The sequence below is a fragment of the Mycobacterium adipatum genome, assembly GCF_001644575.1.
GTDB classification, from domain to species: Bacteria; Actinomycetota; Actinomycetes; order Mycobacteriales; family Mycobacteriaceae; genus Mycobacterium; species Mycobacterium adipatum.
Window position 1 is genome coordinate 3,230,242 of sequence record NZ_CP015596.1, and the last position, 17,464, is coordinate 3,247,705.

15 protein-coding genes are annotated in these 17,464 nt (G+C 67.8%); 4 read left to right on the top strand and 11 right to left on the bottom strand.

Annotated elements, in window-relative coordinates; all coding sequences use genetic code 11:
* Positions 1-67 precede the first annotated feature (67 nt).
* Together A7U43_RS15345 and A7U43_RS30090 are read left to right on the top strand one after the other, a co-directional pair.
* A complete protein-coding gene (locus tag A7U43_RS15345) occupies positions 68-1,837 on the top strand; it encodes a BCCT family transporter (protein WP_067996853.1) in 1,770 nt (589 codons plus the stop codon).
* 166 nt (positions 1,838-2,003) lie between these two features.
* Positions 2,004-2,486, top strand: a complete 483-nt coding sequence (locus A7U43_RS30090; RefSeq protein WP_197499850.1) for a hypothetical protein — start codon at positions 2,004-2,006, stop codon at positions 2,484-2,486.
* A gap of 119 nt (positions 2,487-2,605) precedes the next feature.
* On the opposite strand, the gene A7U43_RS15355 is transcribed toward A7U43_RS30090, so the two are convergent.
* Entirely contained in the window at positions 2,606-3,601 is a 996-nt protein-coding gene (locus A7U43_RS15355) for an esterase family protein (RefSeq protein WP_067996859.1), read from the bottom strand.
* Between the two features lie 183 nt (positions 3,602-3,784).
* Here A7U43_RS15355 and A7U43_RS15360 point away from each other — a divergent pair, with 183 nt between their 5' ends.
* Complete coding sequence (locus tag A7U43_RS15360) at positions 3,785-5,116, top strand: NAD(P)/FAD-dependent oxidoreductase (protein WP_067996862.1); 1,332 nt, start codon at positions 3,785-3,787, stop codon at positions 5,114-5,116.
* 12 nt (positions 5,117-5,128) lie between these two features.
* Here A7U43_RS15360 and A7U43_RS15365 read toward each other — a convergent pair whose 3' ends face one another.
* From A7U43_RS15365 to A7U43_RS15405, 9 genes are all read right to left on the bottom strand, one after another.
* On the bottom strand, positions 5,129-6,409 hold the full coding sequence (locus A7U43_RS15365; RefSeq protein ID WP_068002795.1) for an alpha-amylase family glycosyl hydrolase: 1,281 nt from the start codon (positions 6,407-6,409) through the stop codon (positions 5,129-5,131).
* A 54-nt stretch (positions 6,410-6,463) separates the two neighbouring features.
* Entirely contained in the window at positions 6,464-6,670 is a 207-nt protein-coding gene (locus tag A7U43_RS15370; protein ID WP_067996866.1) for a hypothetical protein, read from the bottom strand.
* A gap of 133 nt (positions 6,671-6,803) precedes the next feature.
* A complete protein-coding gene (locus A7U43_RS15375) occupies positions 6,804-8,480 on the bottom strand; it encodes a tetratricopeptide repeat protein (protein ID WP_067996869.1) in 1,677 nt (558 codons plus the stop codon).
* Positions 8,481-8,500: 20 nt separating this feature from the next.
* Complete coding sequence (locus A7U43_RS15380) at positions 8,501-9,544, bottom strand: hypothetical protein (protein WP_067996872.1); 1,044 nt, start codon at positions 9,542-9,544, stop codon at positions 8,501-8,503.
* Position 9,545: 1 nt separating this feature from the next.
* Complete coding sequence (locus tag A7U43_RS15385; protein WP_067996875.1) at positions 9,546-10,157, bottom strand: TetR/AcrR family transcriptional regulator; 612 nt, start codon at positions 10,155-10,157, stop codon at positions 9,546-9,548.
* Positions 10,158-10,259: 102 nt separating this feature from the next.
* Positions 10,260-11,855 carry a SulP family inorganic anion transporter gene (locus tag A7U43_RS15390; protein ID WP_067996878.1) on the bottom strand — a complete coding sequence of 532 codons (1,596 nt, stop codon included), beginning with the start codon at positions 11,853-11,855 and terminating at the stop codon, positions 10,260-10,262.
* A 12-nt stretch (positions 11,856-11,867) separates the two neighbouring features.
* Complete coding sequence (locus A7U43_RS15395; RefSeq protein ID WP_067996881.1) at positions 11,868-12,557, bottom strand: cysteine hydrolase family protein; 690 nt, start codon at positions 12,555-12,557, stop codon at positions 11,868-11,870.
* The gene (locus A7U43_RS15400; protein WP_067996884.1) at positions 12,554-13,954 is read right to left on the bottom strand and encodes an allophanate hydrolase; all 1,401 of its coding nucleotides are present in this window, start codon (positions 13,952-13,954) and stop codon (positions 12,554-12,556) included. Before A7U43_RS15400 ends, A7U43_RS15395 begins: the two co-directional genes overlap by 4 nt.
* A 56-nt stretch (positions 13,955-14,010) precedes the next feature.
* Complete coding sequence (locus tag A7U43_RS15405) at positions 14,011-14,682, bottom strand: GntR family transcriptional regulator (RefSeq protein WP_067996887.1); 672 nt, start codon at positions 14,680-14,682, stop codon at positions 14,011-14,013.
* A gap of 132 nt (positions 14,683-14,814) precedes the next feature.
* Between A7U43_RS15405 and A7U43_RS15410 the strand changes: the two genes are divergently transcribed.
* Positions 14,815-15,438: a PaaI family thioesterase gene (locus A7U43_RS15410; protein WP_067996890.1), complete on the top strand. Its 624-nt coding sequence runs from the start codon at positions 14,815-14,817 to the stop codon at positions 15,436-15,438.
* Here the strand turns inward: A7U43_RS15410 and A7U43_RS15415 are convergent.
* Positions 15,410-17,428, bottom strand: a complete 2,019-nt coding sequence (locus A7U43_RS15415) for an FUSC family protein (RefSeq protein ID WP_067996892.1) — start codon at positions 17,426-17,428, stop codon at positions 15,410-15,412. The two genes, A7U43_RS15410 and A7U43_RS15415, sit on opposite strands and share 29 nt — an antisense overlap.
* Between the last annotated feature and the right edge of the window lie 36 nt (positions 17,429-17,464).

The window sequence follows — 17,464 nt, forward strand, 5'->3', positions numbered from 1 at the left end:
ACACCAGCACATGGCCAGAACGTGACTGGCGCACGTGACGAGACGAAGACGATGACGAGGTTGGCTGATGCCCGACGACGAGCGATCTGTGATGCCGAAGGCGTTCCGCGCCCTGAAACCGCAGGTGTTCATACCTTCCTCGGTGCTGATCATCGGTCTCATCGTGTTCTCGGTGGTCTTCGCGGCCACCGCCGAGGGGGCCTTCTCCGGTCTCAATGAAGCCATCGCCTCCACCGTCGGGTGGTGGTACATCCTGGTCGCCACCGGGTTCGTGTTGTTTGCGGTGTATTGCGGCGCATCGCGCATCGGCACCATCAGGCTCGGAGCCGATGACGAAGAGCCCGAATTCACCTTCGTGGCGTGGCTCGCGATGCTGTTCAGTGCCGGAATGGGCATCGGTCTTGTGTTCTACGGGGTCGCCGAACCACTGACCCACTACATCGATCCGCCCACCTCGCTGGGCGTCGACGGCGCCACCGCGCCCGCCGCGAACCAGGCTCTGTCGCTCACGTTGTTCCACTGGGGTCTGCACGCCTGGGCCATCTATGTCGTCGTCGGGCTCGGGATGGCCTATATGACGTACCGACGGGGGCGCCCGCTGTCGGTGCGGTGGCTGCTGGAGCCACTCATCGGTAAGAACCGTGTCGAGGGCCCGATCGGCCACGCCGTCGACGTGGTCGCCGTCGTCGGCACCTTGTTCGGGGTGGCGACCTCACTCGGCTTCGGCATCACTCAGATCGGCGCCGGCCTGGAGTATCTCGGTTGGATCGAACTGGACGGCACCTGGACCATGGTGCTCATTGCGGTGATCACCACGCTGGCCACGCTGTCGGTGGTCAGCGGTGTCGCCAAGGGCATGCAGTGGTTGTCCAACATCAACATGGGGCTGGCAGCCGCCCTTGCCCTGTTCGTCATGGCGCTGGGCCCGACGCTGTTCTTGTTGCAGGCGTGGGTGCAGAACCTCGGTGGGTATGCCCAGGCGCTGCCCCAGCTGTCCCTGCGCACGGGTCCGTTCAGTGACGGCAGCTGGTTGGGGTCGTGGACCATCTTCTACTGGGGTTGGTGGATCAGCTGGGCACCGTTCGTCGGGATGTTCATCGCCCGTATCTCCCGCGGCCGCACCATCCGCCAGTTCGTCACCACCGTCCTGCTGGTGCCCACGGTGATCGGGTCGTTGTGGTTCACCATCTTCGGTGACTCGGCGATCCTGCGGCAGCGCACCGACGGTGACATGCTGGTCGACGGGGCCGTGGACTCCAATACCTCACTGTTCCAGTTGTTGGCGACGCTTCCGTGGCCCACCATCACCAGCGTGCTGGCGGTGCTGGTGATCATGTTCTTCTTCATCACGTCATCGGATTCCGGTTCCTTGGTCATCGACATCCTCTGTTCGGGTGGAGATCTGGATCCGCCGAAAGCGACCCGCGTCTACTGGGCCGTGCTCGAGGGTGCGGCCGCTGCGGTCTTGTTGCTGGTGGGTGGAGCGGGATCACTGACAGCGCTTCAGACGGCGTCGATAGCCACCGCGGCACCGTTTTCACTGGTGATGGTGGCCGCGTGCGTGGCGATGTTGCGGGCGTTCCGATACGACCTCGCCACCACACCGCGGCTGCTCCACGTGAGCACACCTGACCTGCTACCGGCCCATCGCCGCCACGATGTCTCGGCCACCATGGCCGGCCTGGTGTCGGTCCGGACCATCGCCCCCGCGGACTGGGAGATTCACCCGGCCACCGGGGAGCTCTCCATCACCGAGCCGACGGATCCGCTGGCCGAAGACGAGCCGCCGAGCGACTCGGCCGCGCCGGCACGGAAAACAACAGACGACTCACGGTGAACGACGCGCGGTGTCGTCGGGCTCTCGGGCAACCTGGCCACCGTTCGCCCCCACATGGATCCGATGGCATTGGCGCGCAGACTATCCCAGCGGTTCCCGTGCTGGGGATGATCGGCCATACCGCCAACTCAACGCCGCTTCCTGTGGCGATGCAACCGATTTTCCGGTGCGCCAGCTGTCGTGCGTGGTGCCGTCGGGTCAACGCACCCGGTCCAGCCAGCGGGCGATCCGCGGCTCGGATACCGCGAGCAGGATCGCCGCGACGATCCACACCCGACAGCGCAACGGTGGTGTTCCAGGCGTCCATCGACAACCCTTCGTCGTTCTCGCTGTGGAAGTAGGGGGTGATGATGCCGTATTCAATGGCCGGGGCGACGGCGATGCTGAACGCGAGACCCGTTGTGGCGCCGAAGGCCCCGCGCAGCAGATAGGAGCGCGGGCTGCCGTTGGTCGGGGCAGGGTGATGGTGGGCGAGCAGGATCAACAGCAGCATCAAACCAATGACGACGGCCAGGATGTCCCAATCGTCGCCGGCGAAGATGAAGGCGACCGCCCCGCCGACCGTGGCCAACGCCAACGCCCCGGGATCGACGCGGTGCTGGACGTGCGTTGTCGGTGCGGTGCCCTGGTTGTCGGCTGCCATCACTGAACTGTAGGGCGGGCGCGCAGACCAGTCGGCCCGAATCGCGGCCCGGCACACACAAAAGCAGGGAGCCTGCCGTTCGGGGGGTACGGCAGGCTCCCTGGGTTTTGTGGATCGAGCTCGCGCTAGGCGACGGCTTGAGCTCCCAGCACACGCTGGATGTCCGGCTTCATCATCTGCAGCTGCTGTCCCCAGTAGCCCCAGCTGTGCGTCCCGTTCGGCGGGAAGTTGAACACGCCGTTGGTACCTCCGGCGGCGATGTACTTGTCGCGGAAGGCGATATTGGTGCGCAGCGTGAAGCCCTCCAGGAACTGCGCGGCCATCAGGTTCGCGCCGTTGGCGCCGACATCGAGATCCGACGGGGTGCCGGTGCCGCAGTAGATCCAGACCCGGGTGTTGTTGGCGACCAGCTGGTTGATGTTGACCATCGGGTCGTTGCGCTTCCACGCGGGGTCACTCGAGGGGCCCCACATGCTCTCGGCGTTGTAGCCGCCGGAGTCGTTCATGGCCAGACCGATCAGCATCGGCCACCAGCCTTCGGACGGGTTCAAGAACCCCGACAGCGTCGCCGCATAGATGAACTGCTGCGGGTGGTGGATCGCGTAGGTCAGTGCCGCGCTGCCGGCCATCGAGATGCCGACGGCGGCGTTGCCCACCCGCGACACGCCCTTGGCGGCCTCGAGGTAGGTGGGCAGTTCCTGGGTCAGGAACGTCTCCCATTTGTAGGTGTAGTTCTGGCCGTTGCCCTTCGACGGCTGATACCAGTCGCTGTAGAAGCTCGACTGGCCACCGACCGGCATGACGGTCGACAGGCCGGACTGGTAGTAGTACTCGAATGCGGCGGTGTTGATGTCCCAGCCGTTGTAGTCGTCCTGGGCGCGCAGACCGTCGAGCAGGTAGACCGCGTGCGGTCCGCCGCCCTGGAACTGCACCCGGATGTTGCGGTTCATGGACTGGGAGAACACATCCAGATATTCGACGGGCAGGCCTGGACGCGAGAACGCTCCAGCGGTCGCCGAACCCCCGGCGAAGCCGATCAGCCCGGGCAGTACCAGGACTGAGGCGGCGACCACCGCCGCCCTGCGCAGCAGTCCGCCTCGGATATTTCTGATGAACTTCATAACGGCAACCAACCCACCTTTCTTCACGTGTTAAGCAAGCGCCGCTGCTTTCTTCGTGAGGTAGTTCAACATGCGCCTCACTAGTCACACGCGTAACAGTGCGGCGTGGTGTGGTCGCGGGTTGCTAACGATTGCGACTCGGGCTCGAGACCATCCACGGCGCATGCGGTTAGTGTCGAAACGATGAGCGGCGAACGCACGAAAGTGCTCATCATCGGCGGCGGATTCGGTGGGCTGTTCTGCGCCCGCAGGCTCGGCGGGCACGATGTCGATGTCACCCTGCTCGACCGCGGCGCCGGCCATATCTTCCAGCCATTGCTGTACCAGTGCGCCACCGGCACCCTGAGCATCGGGCACATCAGTCGTTCGCTGCGCGAGGAGTTGGCCCGCCACCGCAATGTGACCACCCTGCTGGGTGAGGCGATCCGCCTGGACCCGGGCGCCCGCACCGTCACGGCGATGCGTCCCGACGAGACGACCTTCACGGTGGACTATGACGTCCTGGTGGTGGCCGCCGGCATGAAGCAGTCCTATTTCGGCAAGGAGCATTTCGCGGAATGGGCACCGGGGATGAAGACGCTCGACGACGCGCTGCGCATCCGTCAGCGGCTGTTCACCGCATTCGAGATCGCCGAGACGCTGCCGCCAGGGCCCGAGCGGGACAGCTGGCTGACATTCGCGGTGGCCGGTGGCGGCCCGACCGGGGTGGAGCTCGCCGGACAGATTCGCGAGGTGGCCAGCCGGACGCTGGCCAATGAGTTCCACAGCATCGCCCCCGAGGACGCCAAGGTGTTGTTGTTCGACGGCGGAGACCGGGTGCTCAAGAGTTTCGCCCCCGGGCTTGCCGAGAAGGCGGCCCGCACGCTGCGGTCCCTCGGTGTCGAGTTGCACATGGGCGTGCACGTGACCGATGTCGACCGCGACGGGGTGACCGCCACGCCGAAGGCCGGCGGGCCGGCCCAACGGCACGCCGCGCGCACCGTGTTGTGGACCGCCGGCGTGGAGGCCGTGCCGTTCGCGCGGCATGTCGCCGACGTTCTGGGCGCCGACACCGACCGGGCCGGCCGGATCAGCGTCGAACCCGATCTGTCGGTGCCCGGGCATCCCGAGGTCTTCGTCGTCGGGGATCTGGTGGGCCGCGATGACCTCCCGGGTGTCGCCGAGAACGCCATGCAGGGCGGTCTGCACGTGGCCGCCTGTGTGCGCCGCGACCTCGCCGGCGGCCCGCGCCGGCGCTACCGCTACCGGGATGTGGGGTCCGCGGCCTACATCAGCCGCGGCAACGCGCTGCTGCAGGTCGGCCCGCTGCGTGTCTCCGGGTTCGCCGGCTGGCTGGGGTGGGGGTTCATCCACATCGCGTTCCTCACCGGGCTCAGTAACCGGGTCAGCACCGTGTTCACCTGGATGGCGGCCATCGGCCGCGCCGACCGTCACCACCGGGCCTTCATGCTCGGTGGCGGAACCGCCGCCGAGCAGCGCTACACGTGGTCGGAGTGCGATGAGACGCCCGGCTGATCCCGGCCGGGGTCAGCCCGGCTCGACGATCACCCATCCGTGCGGGGGCACCACGAGCTGCTGGACGCGCTCGGTGGGTGGTGCCCCGGATCCGGCGATGATCCGACCCGCGGCGGTTAGCTGCGCCGACAACGGCTTGTCGTCGATGTTGAGCGCCACCACCAGCGCCCGGTCACCGGCACGGGTTCGGTAGACGTAGCCGGTGTTGGTCAGCTGTAGCGCTTCGGTGGTTGCGGTGTGCAACCACGGGTTCCGGCGCCGCAGGCCGATCAGATACTGGTGCAGCGACAGCGTGTCGTGCGGGCCTGGCTGCGGTCGGCCGAATTCGGGGCGCACCGCGTCATCACCACCGGCGCGCTCCTCCTTGACACCCCGCCAGGCCCACTCGTCGCCGGCGTAGATGCTCGGTGTCCCACCGGTGGTGAGCAGCAGCACCAACGCGTGTTCGAGGTGGCGTGCATCGTCGAGTTGGCTGGCGATCCTGCTCACGTCATGGTTGCCGATGAACGTGAGCGGGACAAAGGTGTCCAGAAACTCGTTGTGCCGCTGCAGCGCCCAGTCGAGTTCATGAAAGTTGGCGTCGTTGAGGCTGCTCCAGATCGCCTTCCACAGCTCGTATTGGGTGAGCGAGTCCAAGGTGCCCGCCTGCAGCAGCGCCGGGTAGTCACCGTGGATGACCTCGCCGACGAACCATGCCTCGGGATACCTGCGTCGAACCTCCGGCAGCACCGCGGCCCAGAACGACGGTGCCACGGCGTAGGCCGCGTCCAGGCGCCAGCCGTCCGCGCCGCGACCCAGCCAGTGGTCCATGACCTCGATCGTGTACGCGACGACCTCGGGGTTCTCATGGTTGAGGGCAATCAGTTCACCGTGACCCTCGAAGGTGGCAAATCCGTTGCGGTGTCTGCGAAACCAGTCATCGGGGCCATTTGCCAGGGCCGCACGGTAGCGCGGGAAATCGATTCCCACATGGTTGAACACACCGTCGAGCAGCACCCGCAGACCGCGCTGCCGGCATTCGCTGACCAACTCGTCGAAGTCGCCGTCGTCGCCGAGGCGCGGGTCGATCCGCAGATGGTCGGTGGTGTCGTAGCCGTGGGTGCGGGAGGCAAACACCGGACCCAGCGCGACACCGGAGACCCCCAGTCCGACTGCGTGGTCCAGCCATTCGACGATGCGCAGCAGCCGGTGCTCATCCGCAGCCGGCGGTGGTTCGGCGGGGAACGCCCCGACGAACCCCAGCGGATAGATCTGCCACCAGATGGCGTGCTGCACCCAGCCGGGATCGGTCACGGGCGACACGCCGCTTCGCGCGGCGCGGGCGTCGCTGATCGGCACACCGGCAGTTTACGCGGGCATGCGCGCCAGGCCGGGCGGCTCGGCGTCGGCGGTGGGGGCGGAGCCCCAGCACCAAGCGGCATAGGCCGCCGCGACCGCGATCGCCTCGAGGTCGTGGTCGTTGCCACCCGCCGAGCGCACCGGCTCCTCGACGGCACCCCGGATCATCCGGACCAGGGCGAACAACGGATCTTCAGCATGGCGTTCGCACGTCATCGGGCGTCCTCTCCACAGCGGAAGGCAGCACCTCTCGCAGATGTGTGCACGCCCCCGTATCGCTTCTACCGTCAACACTAGCCCTAACCACGGCAAATGGTGGCATGACACGTTGAGAGGCAAGCAAATTCATTTAATCGCAACATCCGCTCGGCTGGTCCGTGACATCGAGGCGGCATGCGCACGACGCCAACACCGGAACATCGGCGCGCGTCAACGCAGATTCGAGCTCCCGGGCGACGATGTCGGCCTCGTCATCGCGGCCCAGTCTGCGCAGGCATTCGTGGTATCCATGCAGGCTCCAGACGTTTCCGGGGTGCTGGCACGACCGGCGCAAGGTGTCATCGAGCCCGAGGTCGGCGGCATACACCGCGGCCGCCTCCGCGACGTGCCCCTGTTCGAGCAACAGCGCCCCGTAGGCATGCCGAGTCGGCTGCATCCAGCCCCACGGCTCGTCATAGGGCAGCGCGTCGTCGAGTGCGATGGCGCGCCGCAGGTGTGCGAACGCCCCCTCGAATCGTCCTTCGCGGTAGGCGATTTCGCCGTCCAGCATGGCGACCGCAATCGCAAGAATGTCCCGGCTGGTGTTGTTGAACAGGTAGCGGGAATCGGGGATACGTGCGTACGTCGCAGCAAGCGCCTCTCGTTCGGTGTGAGCCTGAGGTAACTGGCCCGTTGCGGCGTACGCGACGCCGCGGCCATAGTGGATGGTCGCGGTGGTGGTGCAGTAGAGCTGCTGGTCCGCGGGCAGCGCCATGGCGATGAGGTCGTCCCATCGCCCGAACCGCACCAGCACGTGCACCCGCAGCGGAGTGAACGCTTCCAGCCAGTCCGCCATCGGCGGCGACGCGATGCCCAGCAGCTCGGGTGTCAGCTGGCCGGCCAGCTCGGCGGCCGCGTCGTCGGCGATCTGGAACCGGCCCTCGAACATGGCGGAGTACACGACGAAATGCAGATCGTGCGCGCGATAGAGCGAGTAGAAGTTCAGCGGGCCCGCGTGGTCGACGAACTTGCGGTCGGCGCGCACGGCGGCCTGATTGGCGATCACCGAGGAGCGGTAGTCGCCGCACAGCACATCGATATGGCTCGGCATGTGCTGGAGATGGCCGGCGTCGGGGACCAGACCGCGCAACAGGTTCGCCGCCGGCAACGCCGCCTCCGGGTGCGTCGACATCTCCATCGCGTGGATGTAGAGGTGCAGCACGCCCGGGTGTGCGCGTCCGGCCGGTGTGCCCAGGGCGGCATCGAGAATGCGCGTCGCCTCGACCACCCGGGATCCGGCGGCGGGCTCCCCGGTTGTGCTGTCCCACAAAGCCCATGCGGTGACGTTGAGCAGGGCATCGGCGGTCAACGCCTGCACGTCGACATCGTCGGGGTGGCTCGCCAGCACCGTGGACATGGCATCGGCGTACGCCAGGTGGCCTGCGGCGAGAGCCGCCTCGTCGGTCGGGTCGTCGGTGGGGAAGCGCTGCGTCAGTGCCGCGATGAGGGCGCGCTCGGTGGCCGAGGCGCGCCCAGCGGCGGCGGTGGCCAGCTCGGCCCGGGCCCGTTCCAGTGCGCCCGCGAGGTCGATCGGATCGAACGCCTCCCACGCCTTGTTGTAGTTCGGCCCGACGGCGTACGCGATGCCCCACCGCGCGATCGCCAGGTCGCCGTCGTGCTCCAGCGCTCGTTCGAAACAGCGCACCGCTTCTTCGTGATTGAACGCATACGCCCACACCAGTCCGCGGTCGAACCACACCTGGGCCTGCGGAGCCGCGGTGTCGACCGGCCGGTGAAATGACCCCAGGTCGTAATACGGCTCGCTCATGGCGAGAACGATAGTTCGGTTCAGGTGCGCCCGGCGAGGCGTTGCCGCAACTGCTGCGCGGCGGGCAACCGCACGGTGGTCGCGACGACCGCGAACACACATCCCACTGCAGCCCAAACCATCAGCGTCGCAAGCGGTGTCAGCGCACCACGGCCATCGAAGTACTCGATGCTGCGCAGCAGGGACACCCCGGATCCCTGCGGAACGACATGATTGAAAGTCGTATAGAAGCCGGACAGCAGCGGGCGTCCGATCGGTCCGGCCGCGGCCGCGTTGCCGACGATCACCAGGAACGCGGTCACCGCCATCGCCGCGGCCGTTCCGAAGGCGGCCGCCACACCGGTCACAGCGCCGCCGACGGCCATCGCATAGAGCCACAGCGCGCCGAACACCTGCCAGGGATGGCCGGTGAGTGCGCCGAGCGCGGCATCCACATAGACGGTGACCACTCCGGCCAGCAGCGCCGAATAGGCGGACAGGGTGAGGGTGCGCAGTCCCAGCGTCCAGGGTTGCCGCACCGCGCCGACCAGTCGGCCGAACGCCGCGGCACCCACCGAGGCGCCGATGGACACGAAGATGACGGCATAGAACTCGACCGTGCCGGACGGGTCGCCGGCCGATGTCGGCGCGATATCGGTCACCACGGGTGCCAGGCCGGCCTCCGTCGCCGTCGCGCGTCCGACGGTCTCGGCGGCGGTCGCCACGCTGCGACCACCACCGCCGGCGACATAGATGTCGAGACGACCGTTCGGCTCGACGGCGAAAGCCGCATCGGCCTTGCGTTCCAGGACCAGTGCGCGGGCCGCGGCATCGTCACCGACGGCGGTGACTTCGAGCTCGGTGCGCGAATCCAGCGCATCGACGATCTGCTGAGGTGCCGCCACGGCGACCTGGAGATGGTGCAGGGTCGGTTTGGCGAAGGCCCCGGCGTAGCTGGCGATCATCGCGAGGACGAGCAGTGTGAAGGTGAGCATCGCCAGCACGACATGGCGCACCTGGGTGCCGGTGACCCCGTGTCCCCGCGGCCTGTCGTGCGTGGTGGTGGGGCTGTTGTGCTTACCCATGTCAGCGCCTTCCCGTGGAGTCGGGCACGGTGAGCAGTGCGTTGACGGTGTCGAACGCGGCGGCGACCCGGTCGCGTAGCCGGGCGGTGTCGCGGGTCGACGGTTCCTCGGCGGGCTCCTCCATCCAGGACCGCAGTACCTCCATGAAGCCGCCCACCAGGAAGCGGGTCACCGCCTCGACGGTCAGCCCGGCGATCGGTGGCACGGTGCCGCCCGGGCCGGTCCCGGCCCGCGCGATCTCGGCGCAGGCGGGCGTGAGTTCGGCGCGGAAGGCACTGACCACGCGCTGGGTGACCGAACTGGGTACCACGTTGCGGTACATGGCCCGGTGTTCCCCGGCGAAGTCGAACAGGCGCATGATGCGGGCCCGCGGATCCCCGCCGATGTCGGCCGTCGCCTGTCCGAAGGCCACCGAGAAGGCCGCGGCGACGGCGTCGTCGCGGTCACGGAAATGCTGGTAGAAGACCTGCCTGCTGACACCCGCGCGGCCCACGACGGTGGCCACGGTGAGCTCGTCGACCGGGTGTTCGTGGGCCAGTGCGAATGCGGCGTCGTGCAGGAGGGTGCGAACCCGCTCGGCGCGCGGGTCTGCGCTGTGTGTGCGTGCAGCCATGAGGCACAGCGTAGGCGACTTCGTAGACACATGACTACGAAAACTTAGGTTATCTATGACACCTGCCGTCGCACGTGTGATTCCCGCCGCAGCCCGGCCGGTTCAGTGGCCGGCGACGATATCCGACTCGTCGACCACCACCGGGTCCTTGGCACCGGGTAACAGCGAGTAGGCCAGGCAGATCGCGGCGAAGAACAGATAGCCCAGCGCGACCGCGGGATTGGCCGCCCACGAGACCTCTGGAGCGTGGATCAATCCGATGAAGGTCAGCACGGCGCCGACCGTCGCGGCGATCGCGGCGAAGCGGAACTTCTTCTCCAGGATGAAGGTCACCATGGTCCCGAGGATCAGGCCGACGAGCACCGCGCCCTCACCGAGGGTCTTCAGCCCCTCGTAGACCACACCCGCTCCGTTGAGGGCCTCCATGCCGACCTCCGACGCAGATGTGCCGGCCGCACTGAGGGCATTGTCGATCTGGGTCTTGGCCCACTCGGCGAGGTTGGGCAACAGGGCGGCCACCACGGCGATGGCATGCAGTCGCGGGACCGCCTGGAAGGCCTGGGCGCCGATGAGCAGACCGATATACAGCAGGATCGGCACGATCGCCGGCACCGGCAGCAGCGCGTCCAAGATGCCGAACAGGCCGACGAAACAGAAGATTCCGATCATCAGTCCGCTGGCCAGCGAGTAGCTCGCCCGGCCGCCGGCGTCCTTCCAGCCGGGGTGACCGATGTACACCGCGGGCGGGAACGGTGACCCGAACGCCGATCCGATGACCGCACCCGCGCCGTCGGCCAACAGCACGCTGCGCAGGTTGTAGTTGTCACCGGCGGCCGCCGCGCTCTCGACATTGCTCATCGCCTCGGTGAAGTTGTACACACCCAATGGAATTGCGGTGCCCAACAAGGGCGCCAGATTCGCCAGCCCGGAGAACAGCAGGTCCAGTCGAAGGTCGGGGATGCCGACGGCGATATCGGAGAACGCCTGCCCGACATCGGGTGCCGACATGTACCCGCCGACCCAGCCAATGGCGGTGCCGACCAGCAGTGCCGCCAATCCGACCGGGATGCCGAACGGCAGCTTCATATCGGTGAAGAACCCGATCAGGATGATCGCGAGCACCGGCAGCCCGATCCAGGCCGCCTCCCACATCTGTGCCGCGGGGCGCATCGAGATGAAGGTGATCGAGATGCCGGCCAGGGTGCCGAGCATCGCCGCCCGCGGGGTCAGCTTGCGGATGAACGGACCGACGAAGGCGCCGATCATCACGATGACACCGATCATGAACGCCCAGGCCAGTCCTGCCGACCAGGCCCGGGTCGGGTCATCGGTGCTCAGATACACCGGCAACATGACAACGAAGACCACGATGAACATGTGCGGGACCGACGGGCCGTACGGCAGCGCCGTGACATCGGACCTGTTCTCCCGCTTGGCAAGTCGTCGTGCCAGGAAGGTGTAGTACAGGTTGCCCAGGATCAGTGCGACACCGAGCGCGGGAAGGACCGTGCCCAGCACGTCACCGGCCGGGACGGCGATGACGCCGATCATCAGCCCGGTCAGGGTGAGGACGTTGACCAGGATGTTGAAGCCCAGGCCGAAGAAGGCATTGGTGTCGCCGCGGGTCCACCACGCCACCGTGGGCGCCGGTGCGGCGGGGGAGGGTTCGACGGGGGGATCGGTGATCTCGGTGCTCATCGGGAGGTCCTTTCAGGCGGCGGACAGCGCGAGGGTGTGGAGCGCGGGAATGACGGCGGTGCTGTCGGCGACCCAGCCGAAGATGCCCCCCTGGGCCTTGATCATGTCCAGCCCCACCCGCTGGAATTCCGGGAAATACGAACCCACGCAGTCGGATACCACCAGGCACTCGTAACCGCGATCGTTGGCCTCACGGGTGGTGGTGTGTACGCACACCTCGGTGGTGACACCGGTGACGAGCAATTGGGTGACGCCGGCGGCGGTGAGAACGTCCTGTAGCTCGGTGGCGTAGAAGGCGCCCTTGCCCGGCTTGTCGATCACCACTTCACCTTCGACAGGGCTGAGTTCGTCGACGATGTCATGGCCGTACTCGCCGCGAATGAGGATGCGACCGTACTTTCCGGGATCGCCGATGCGTCGCGACGGGGCGCCGCGGTTCAGCTTGGCCGGCGGACAGTCCGACAGATCCGGAAGATGGCCCTCCCTGGTGTGGATCACCAGGATTCCCGCGTCACGGGCCGCCGCGATCAATGCTGCCAACGGCGGCACGACCTTGAGCAGTTGCCCGACATCATTGCCCAGGCTCTCGCCGAACCCGCCGGGCAGCAGGAAGTCCCGTTGCATGTCGATGACGATCAGCGCGGTCTGACCGGGGATCAGTGGGAATGCCGAGGGCTCGGCGGACACCGTGATGGGACTCATACCTGCTCCTTGTGACGTGTGGTGGACGGTGGCTGCGCGACGGTGCGGGGTTCGTCGAGGAGGTGCGCGGCCAGCGCCAGCGCGGTGTCATCGGAGCCGGCGTTGCCCAGCAGCATGGCGCTGTGCGGGCGGCCGTCGGTGGTGGTGCCCACCGGCACCGCGATGCCGAGCAGGTCGAGCAGGTTTCCGAAGTGGGTGTAGTGCCCGAGCACGGTGTTGGCCTCGATCGGGCGGGCCAGCACCTGCTCCACCGTGAAGGTGGTGCCGATGGTGGGCAGCACAAGCACATCCATCGTCTGCCACACCCTGGCGACGTGCGCCTTCAGTTCGGCCAAGCGCTGCAGCGCGGCGAACGCATCGACGGCGGTGTAGTCCAGCCCGCCGCGGAAGATGTCACGCACCACCGGGTGGATCGAATCGGGATGGCTGGCAAGGAAATCCCCGAACTCGACCAGACGCTCGGCCACCCACGGCCCCTGGTAGAGCAGTTCCCCCGCGGCCAGGAACGGCTCCAGTGACACCTCGACCACGCTCACCTGCCGGCTGAGCTGCTCGCGGAAGCTCAGGTGCGCCGCCCGCATCGCGTCATCGCCGAAGAACTCCAGATCGTCCACCGGTGGCAGGCCGACCCGGATCGGGTGACCGTCGTGGCGCGCGCCGCGGGCCCGCGACCACGGATCGTCGTCGTCGCGACCGGCCATCACGTCGAAGACGGTGTCGATATCGGCGATGCAGCCGGCCATCAGGCTGATGCAGTCCAGGGATTTACAGGCCGGAACCAGGCCGACGGTGCTGATCACCCCACGCGATGGTTTGAACCCGACCACACCGTTGAGGGCGGCGGGCACCCGCCCGGAGCCCGCGGTATCGGTCGCGACGGCGAACGGAACCTGTCCGAGTGCCACCGCCAATGCCGAACCCGAACTGGAACCCCCGGAGATCATTTCGCCGCCGTACACGCTGCGCGGCACCGTGTACGGGGTCCGTGTGCCGTTGAGCCCGGTGGCGAACTGGTCCAGATTCGTCTTGCCGACATAGAGTGCGCCAGCGTCGAGTAGCCGCTGCACCGCCGGCGCGGTGCGCTCGGCGACATAGGAGTAGTCCGGGCACGACAGCGTGGTGGGCACCCCGGCGACATCGATGCTGTCCTTCACCCCGAACGGCACGCCGTACAACGGCAGCATGCGGGCCCCGGGGCGGCTCTCGATGTCCGCCGCGGCGGCGAGCAGGTCCTCCCGCGCGACGGTGGACAGCCAGGTCCCGTCATCGCCTCGGGCGGCGATGGCATCGGCCACCCGTGCGGCGGTCTTACTCGGTGAACCGGTCCCGCCGGCGTGTGAGGCGAGGATCTCCGCCACCGATGGTCCGATGGACGGGCCGTGCACTTCGAAACCCATGAAGGAAATTGTCGACAAAATGATGGCGTTCACGGAACGCCCATGTGTCGATCGTGTTAGCGATTGGGCGGCAGATTCAGGTACTGCAGATGTCCGTGATCGGCCAGCGCGGCGATCACGGTGCCCGAGTCGTTGCTCTCCAATGCGGTGAGGATTGCCAAGTGCCGGTCGATGCCGTCGCTGGACCGGTGGTGCCGGGCCTCCTCGCGCAGGTTCATCGCCATCGGGAGCTGCAGCTTGAGCAGGATCGGTTCCAGCGCGATGTCGAGTTGGCGTTGGCCCGCCAGTCCGACCACAGCGGCATGGAACCGGCGATGCGCATCGTCGCGCTCCAGGTCGTCGGTGGCACTGCTCATTTCCTCCAGCACCCGACGCACCGGTTGCAGGGCCGTCCGGGGGTCGGCCAACGGCAGTGCGGTTTCGATGGCATGGCGTTCCAGCACGTGTCGCAGCGCGAACAACTGCAGGATCTCGTCCGGCGACCACTCGGCCACCCGTGATCCGCGCCGTGGGAGCCGCTCGACGAGCCCTTGCTGGGTCAGCAGTCGTAATGCCTCCCGCAGCGGCGCCCGGCCGATGCCCAAATCGGCGCACAGCTGTTCTTCGACGAGTTTCTCGCCGGGCCCCAGTGCGCCGCTGAGAATGGCGGCGCGCAGTCGGCTGCCGGCCACGTCGACGAGCGTCGCGGGCGACCCGTGCCGGGATCCGTCCATTCTGGGTGCCGCCATGGCCGGTTCGGTGCCCCCTCATACCGGCGTGTACCGGCTCAGTGGCCATCGTAGGAAGTTCGGTGGTGTGCTGTCGTGTCGGCCCACCGGCGGCGACTCGACAGCACGGGTAGAACGTGTTCTAGTTCTTGGATGTTGGACTTCACTCTCGAGGACCTCAGTGCCGAGGATGTCGAGCGCCTGCGCCTCATCTATCGACCACTCACCGAGTCGGTTCGAGAACTCATCGACGCGACCATCCGTACCGCGGCCGACGCCGAGACGGTCGCGGCTGCCAAGGCGCAGATCGATGCGGCGACGGCGGCACTGCGCAGCGAACAGCTCGACGGCCCGTTCGGCGTGCGGTTCACCGCACACGGTGACCGGATGCCCTGGGGCAACGCCGTGATCGGACTGCGCAACCCGATAGCCCCGCCACTGCAGGTCCGGCACGAGGACGACGGTCGGGTGTCCGCCGAGTTCACCCTCGGTGCCGCCTACGAAGGCCCGCCGGGTCACGTGCACGGGGGAGTGGCGGCGATGATCCTCGACCATGTGCTCGGCGAGTCGGCCAGCCCGGCGCACAGCCCGCGGCTGACCGGCACCATCAGCATGCGTTACCTGCGTCCGACTCCGCTCGGAGCGTTGCATGTCGAGGCAGCCATCGTTCGTACCGAGGGTGTGAAAACCTATGCTGCCGGCTTCATCTCGGACGCCGAGGGTCCCACGGTGCAGGCCGAAGGCGTGTTCATCCGGCCGAAGTGGGCCCGGGACTAGACAATCCGATATCGCGCGTCGCGATCTCGGTGACCACCCCGGTGATGGTGGCGATCTCGCCGACCAGCAGCCGCTCGGCGGCGTGTGCATCGGTCAGTGACGCGGCGGCGGCGCGGACGCCGGCGCTGGCCGCGAGCAGCGCGTCGGTGTCGACACTCCATGGCGCGGCCGGGGTGGCGGGTTCCCCGCACAGTGCCTTGACGTAATCATCGACGGCGGCCACGAATTCGCGGTTCAGCTGCGGTGGCGGGTGTGGCGGCAGATGTGCCTCCAGGGCGGCGCACGATGTGGTCACCGAGTTCAGCGCGGCACGGTAGGAGCGCATCCAACGCCGCAGCGGTCCGGATTCGGTGCCGGTGGCGCCCGCGGTGGCTTCGAACGCGGCGCGTGCGCTGACCGCGCGCCCCCACGCCGATTCCAGCTGTTCCTTCGGGTGATCGAGGTCGTGCACGAATGCCCTGACCACCGTTGCCGCGTAGTCGATCTCGGTCTTGAGCAGTTCGCCGGCGCGTTGCCGCAAGCGGACCAGCGCGTTGTCGGGCACCAGTACGTGAACGGCCACGGCCAACCCGCCGCCGGTCACCACCGCCAGCAGCTGATCACCGATGGCATCGGCCCCGCCGGGGGCGGCGGTGCCGATCAGGAAGACCAGTGCTCCGGCGATGGCGGTGTTGACGCCGAGAAAGCTGTATTCGGCGGTGAGATAGCCCAGCGCCAGGAAACCGACCGCCAATAGCGCGGCGGCCGGCGCACTCGGTTCGGCCAGCGAGGCCAGCAGCGCGGCACCGGCCACTCCGGCCGCGGTGCCGCCGATGCGCGCCACGCATCGGGTGTAGGTGTGCGCGGTCTCGGGTCGCAGCACCATCAGCACGGTGAGCGGCACCCAGACACCGTGCGGCATTGCGCCGAATCGCCACAGCGTCACACCGACCGCGGTGGCGGCGGTGAGCCGGACCGTGTGCCGCAGGATGGGCGAGCTCCTGTTCAGCTGGCTGCGCACCAGCTCGGCGCCCGCGGTGAGGGCATCGGGTACCCCGGTGCGGCCGAGCTGCGCCACCTGCTCGGGTTCGAATTGCCCGAAGCGCAGCTCGACGGCCTCGCGCAGCTGGGTGGACAACCGCAGCGCGGCCTCGCGGGCAGTGCCCTGGACGGCGCCCGCGGCGCCATCCAATTGACCGGTCGCATAGCCGAGTTCGGTTCGGGAGTGGCGCCGGGCGTGGGCCACGGTGACCAGCAGTTCGGAAGCGCTGTGCAGCACCCGCACCACGGTGTCGTCACCGGTGTGTGGGGCCAGCGATGCCAGCGACTCGGCGATCCGCTCGGGCAGGCTGTACCAACCGCGATAGATCGGTGGCCGCCGTTTGGCCAGTACCTCGCTCACGGTGAAGGCGTCGCGGAGCCGGATCAACGGCTCCGGGTCGATGCGGGTATCCGGGTCGACGGCGATCCGGTCGGCATCGGCGGCCAGCGCGAGATACGCGCGGGTGAGCGCTTGTCGCTGGGTGCGCCACCGGCGTTGCGGCCAGACCCCGATCAGGACGGCCTGCGACAGTCCACCGATCAGCGCCAGCGCGGCGGTCGCCGAGACCGAACCCAGCGTGTGGGCGGTGGGCACCGTGATCAGGATGAGCGCCGCCCCCGCCGCGGCCACCAGGCCCGCGTTGGCGCTGATGGCCCAGTGCATTCCGGCCGCCACACACCACAGCGCCGTGACGACGACGAACGCGATGTTGCTGCCCTCGGTCAGCGAGCCCAGCAGCACGGCCAGCGCCATCTCCAGGGAGACCACCACGACGGTCGGGAACCGATTGCGTGGGCTGTCCTGCAAGGCGCTCGCGCCCGCGACGATGGCGGCGGCGCCGGCACTGACCGCGGCGGCCGGCGAGATCATCCAGCCCGAGACCACGATGACGACCACGACGCCGGCGAGGCTGCGCGCGACGGCCCCCGCGTCATACAACGTCAGTCGCAGGTGACGGCCGATGCTCACCCCGCCATTGTTACCCGGCGGGCGGGTGTGGCAGGT

Excerpts from the sequence above, each read along its gene's own strand:
- A7U43_RS15405 (WP_067996887.1), bottom strand. The coding sequence starts at position 14,682 with ATGGCGGCACCCAGAATGGACGGATCCCGGCACGGGTCGCCCGCGACG.
- A7U43_RS15400 (WP_067996884.1), bottom strand. The coding sequence starts at position 13,954 with ATGGGTTTCGAAGTGCACGGCCCGTCCATCGGACCATCGGTGGCGGAG.
- A7U43_RS15375 (WP_067996869.1), bottom strand. The coding sequence starts at position 8,480 with ATGAGCGAGCCGTATTACGACCTGGGGTCATTTCACCGGCCGGTCGAC.
- A7U43_RS15395 (WP_067996881.1), bottom strand. The coding sequence starts at position 12,557 with ATGAGTCCCATCACGGTGTCCGCCGAGCCCTCGGCATTCCCACTGATC.
- A7U43_RS15380 (WP_067996872.1), bottom strand. The coding sequence starts at position 9,544 with ATGGGTAAGCACAACAGCCCCACCACCACGCACGACAGGCCGCGGGGA.
- A7U43_RS15345 (WP_067996853.1), top strand. The coding sequence starts at position 68 with ATGCCCGACGACGAGCGATCTGTGATGCCGAAGGCGTTCCGCGCCCTG.
- A7U43_RS15360 (WP_067996862.1), top strand. The coding sequence starts at position 3,785 with ATGAGCGGCGAACGCACGAAAGTGCTCATCATCGGCGGCGGATTCGGT.
- A7U43_RS15390 (WP_067996878.1), bottom strand. The coding sequence starts at position 11,855 with ATGAGCACCGAGATCACCGATCCCCCCGTCGAACCCTCCCCCGCCGCA.
- A7U43_RS15370 (WP_067996866.1), bottom strand. The coding sequence starts at position 6,670 with ATGACGTGCGAACGCCATGCTGAAGATCCGTTGTTCGCCCTGGTCCGG.
- A7U43_RS15355 (WP_067996859.1), bottom strand. The coding sequence starts at position 3,601 with ATGAAGTTCATCAGAAATATCCGAGGCGGACTGCTGCGCAGGGCGGCG.
- A7U43_RS15410 (WP_067996890.1), top strand. The coding sequence starts at position 14,815 with ATGTTGGACTTCACTCTCGAGGACCTCAGTGCCGAGGATGTCGAGCGC.
- A7U43_RS15385 (WP_067996875.1), bottom strand. The coding sequence starts at position 10,157 with ATGGCTGCACGCACACACAGCGCAGACCCGCGCGCCGAGCGGGTTCGC.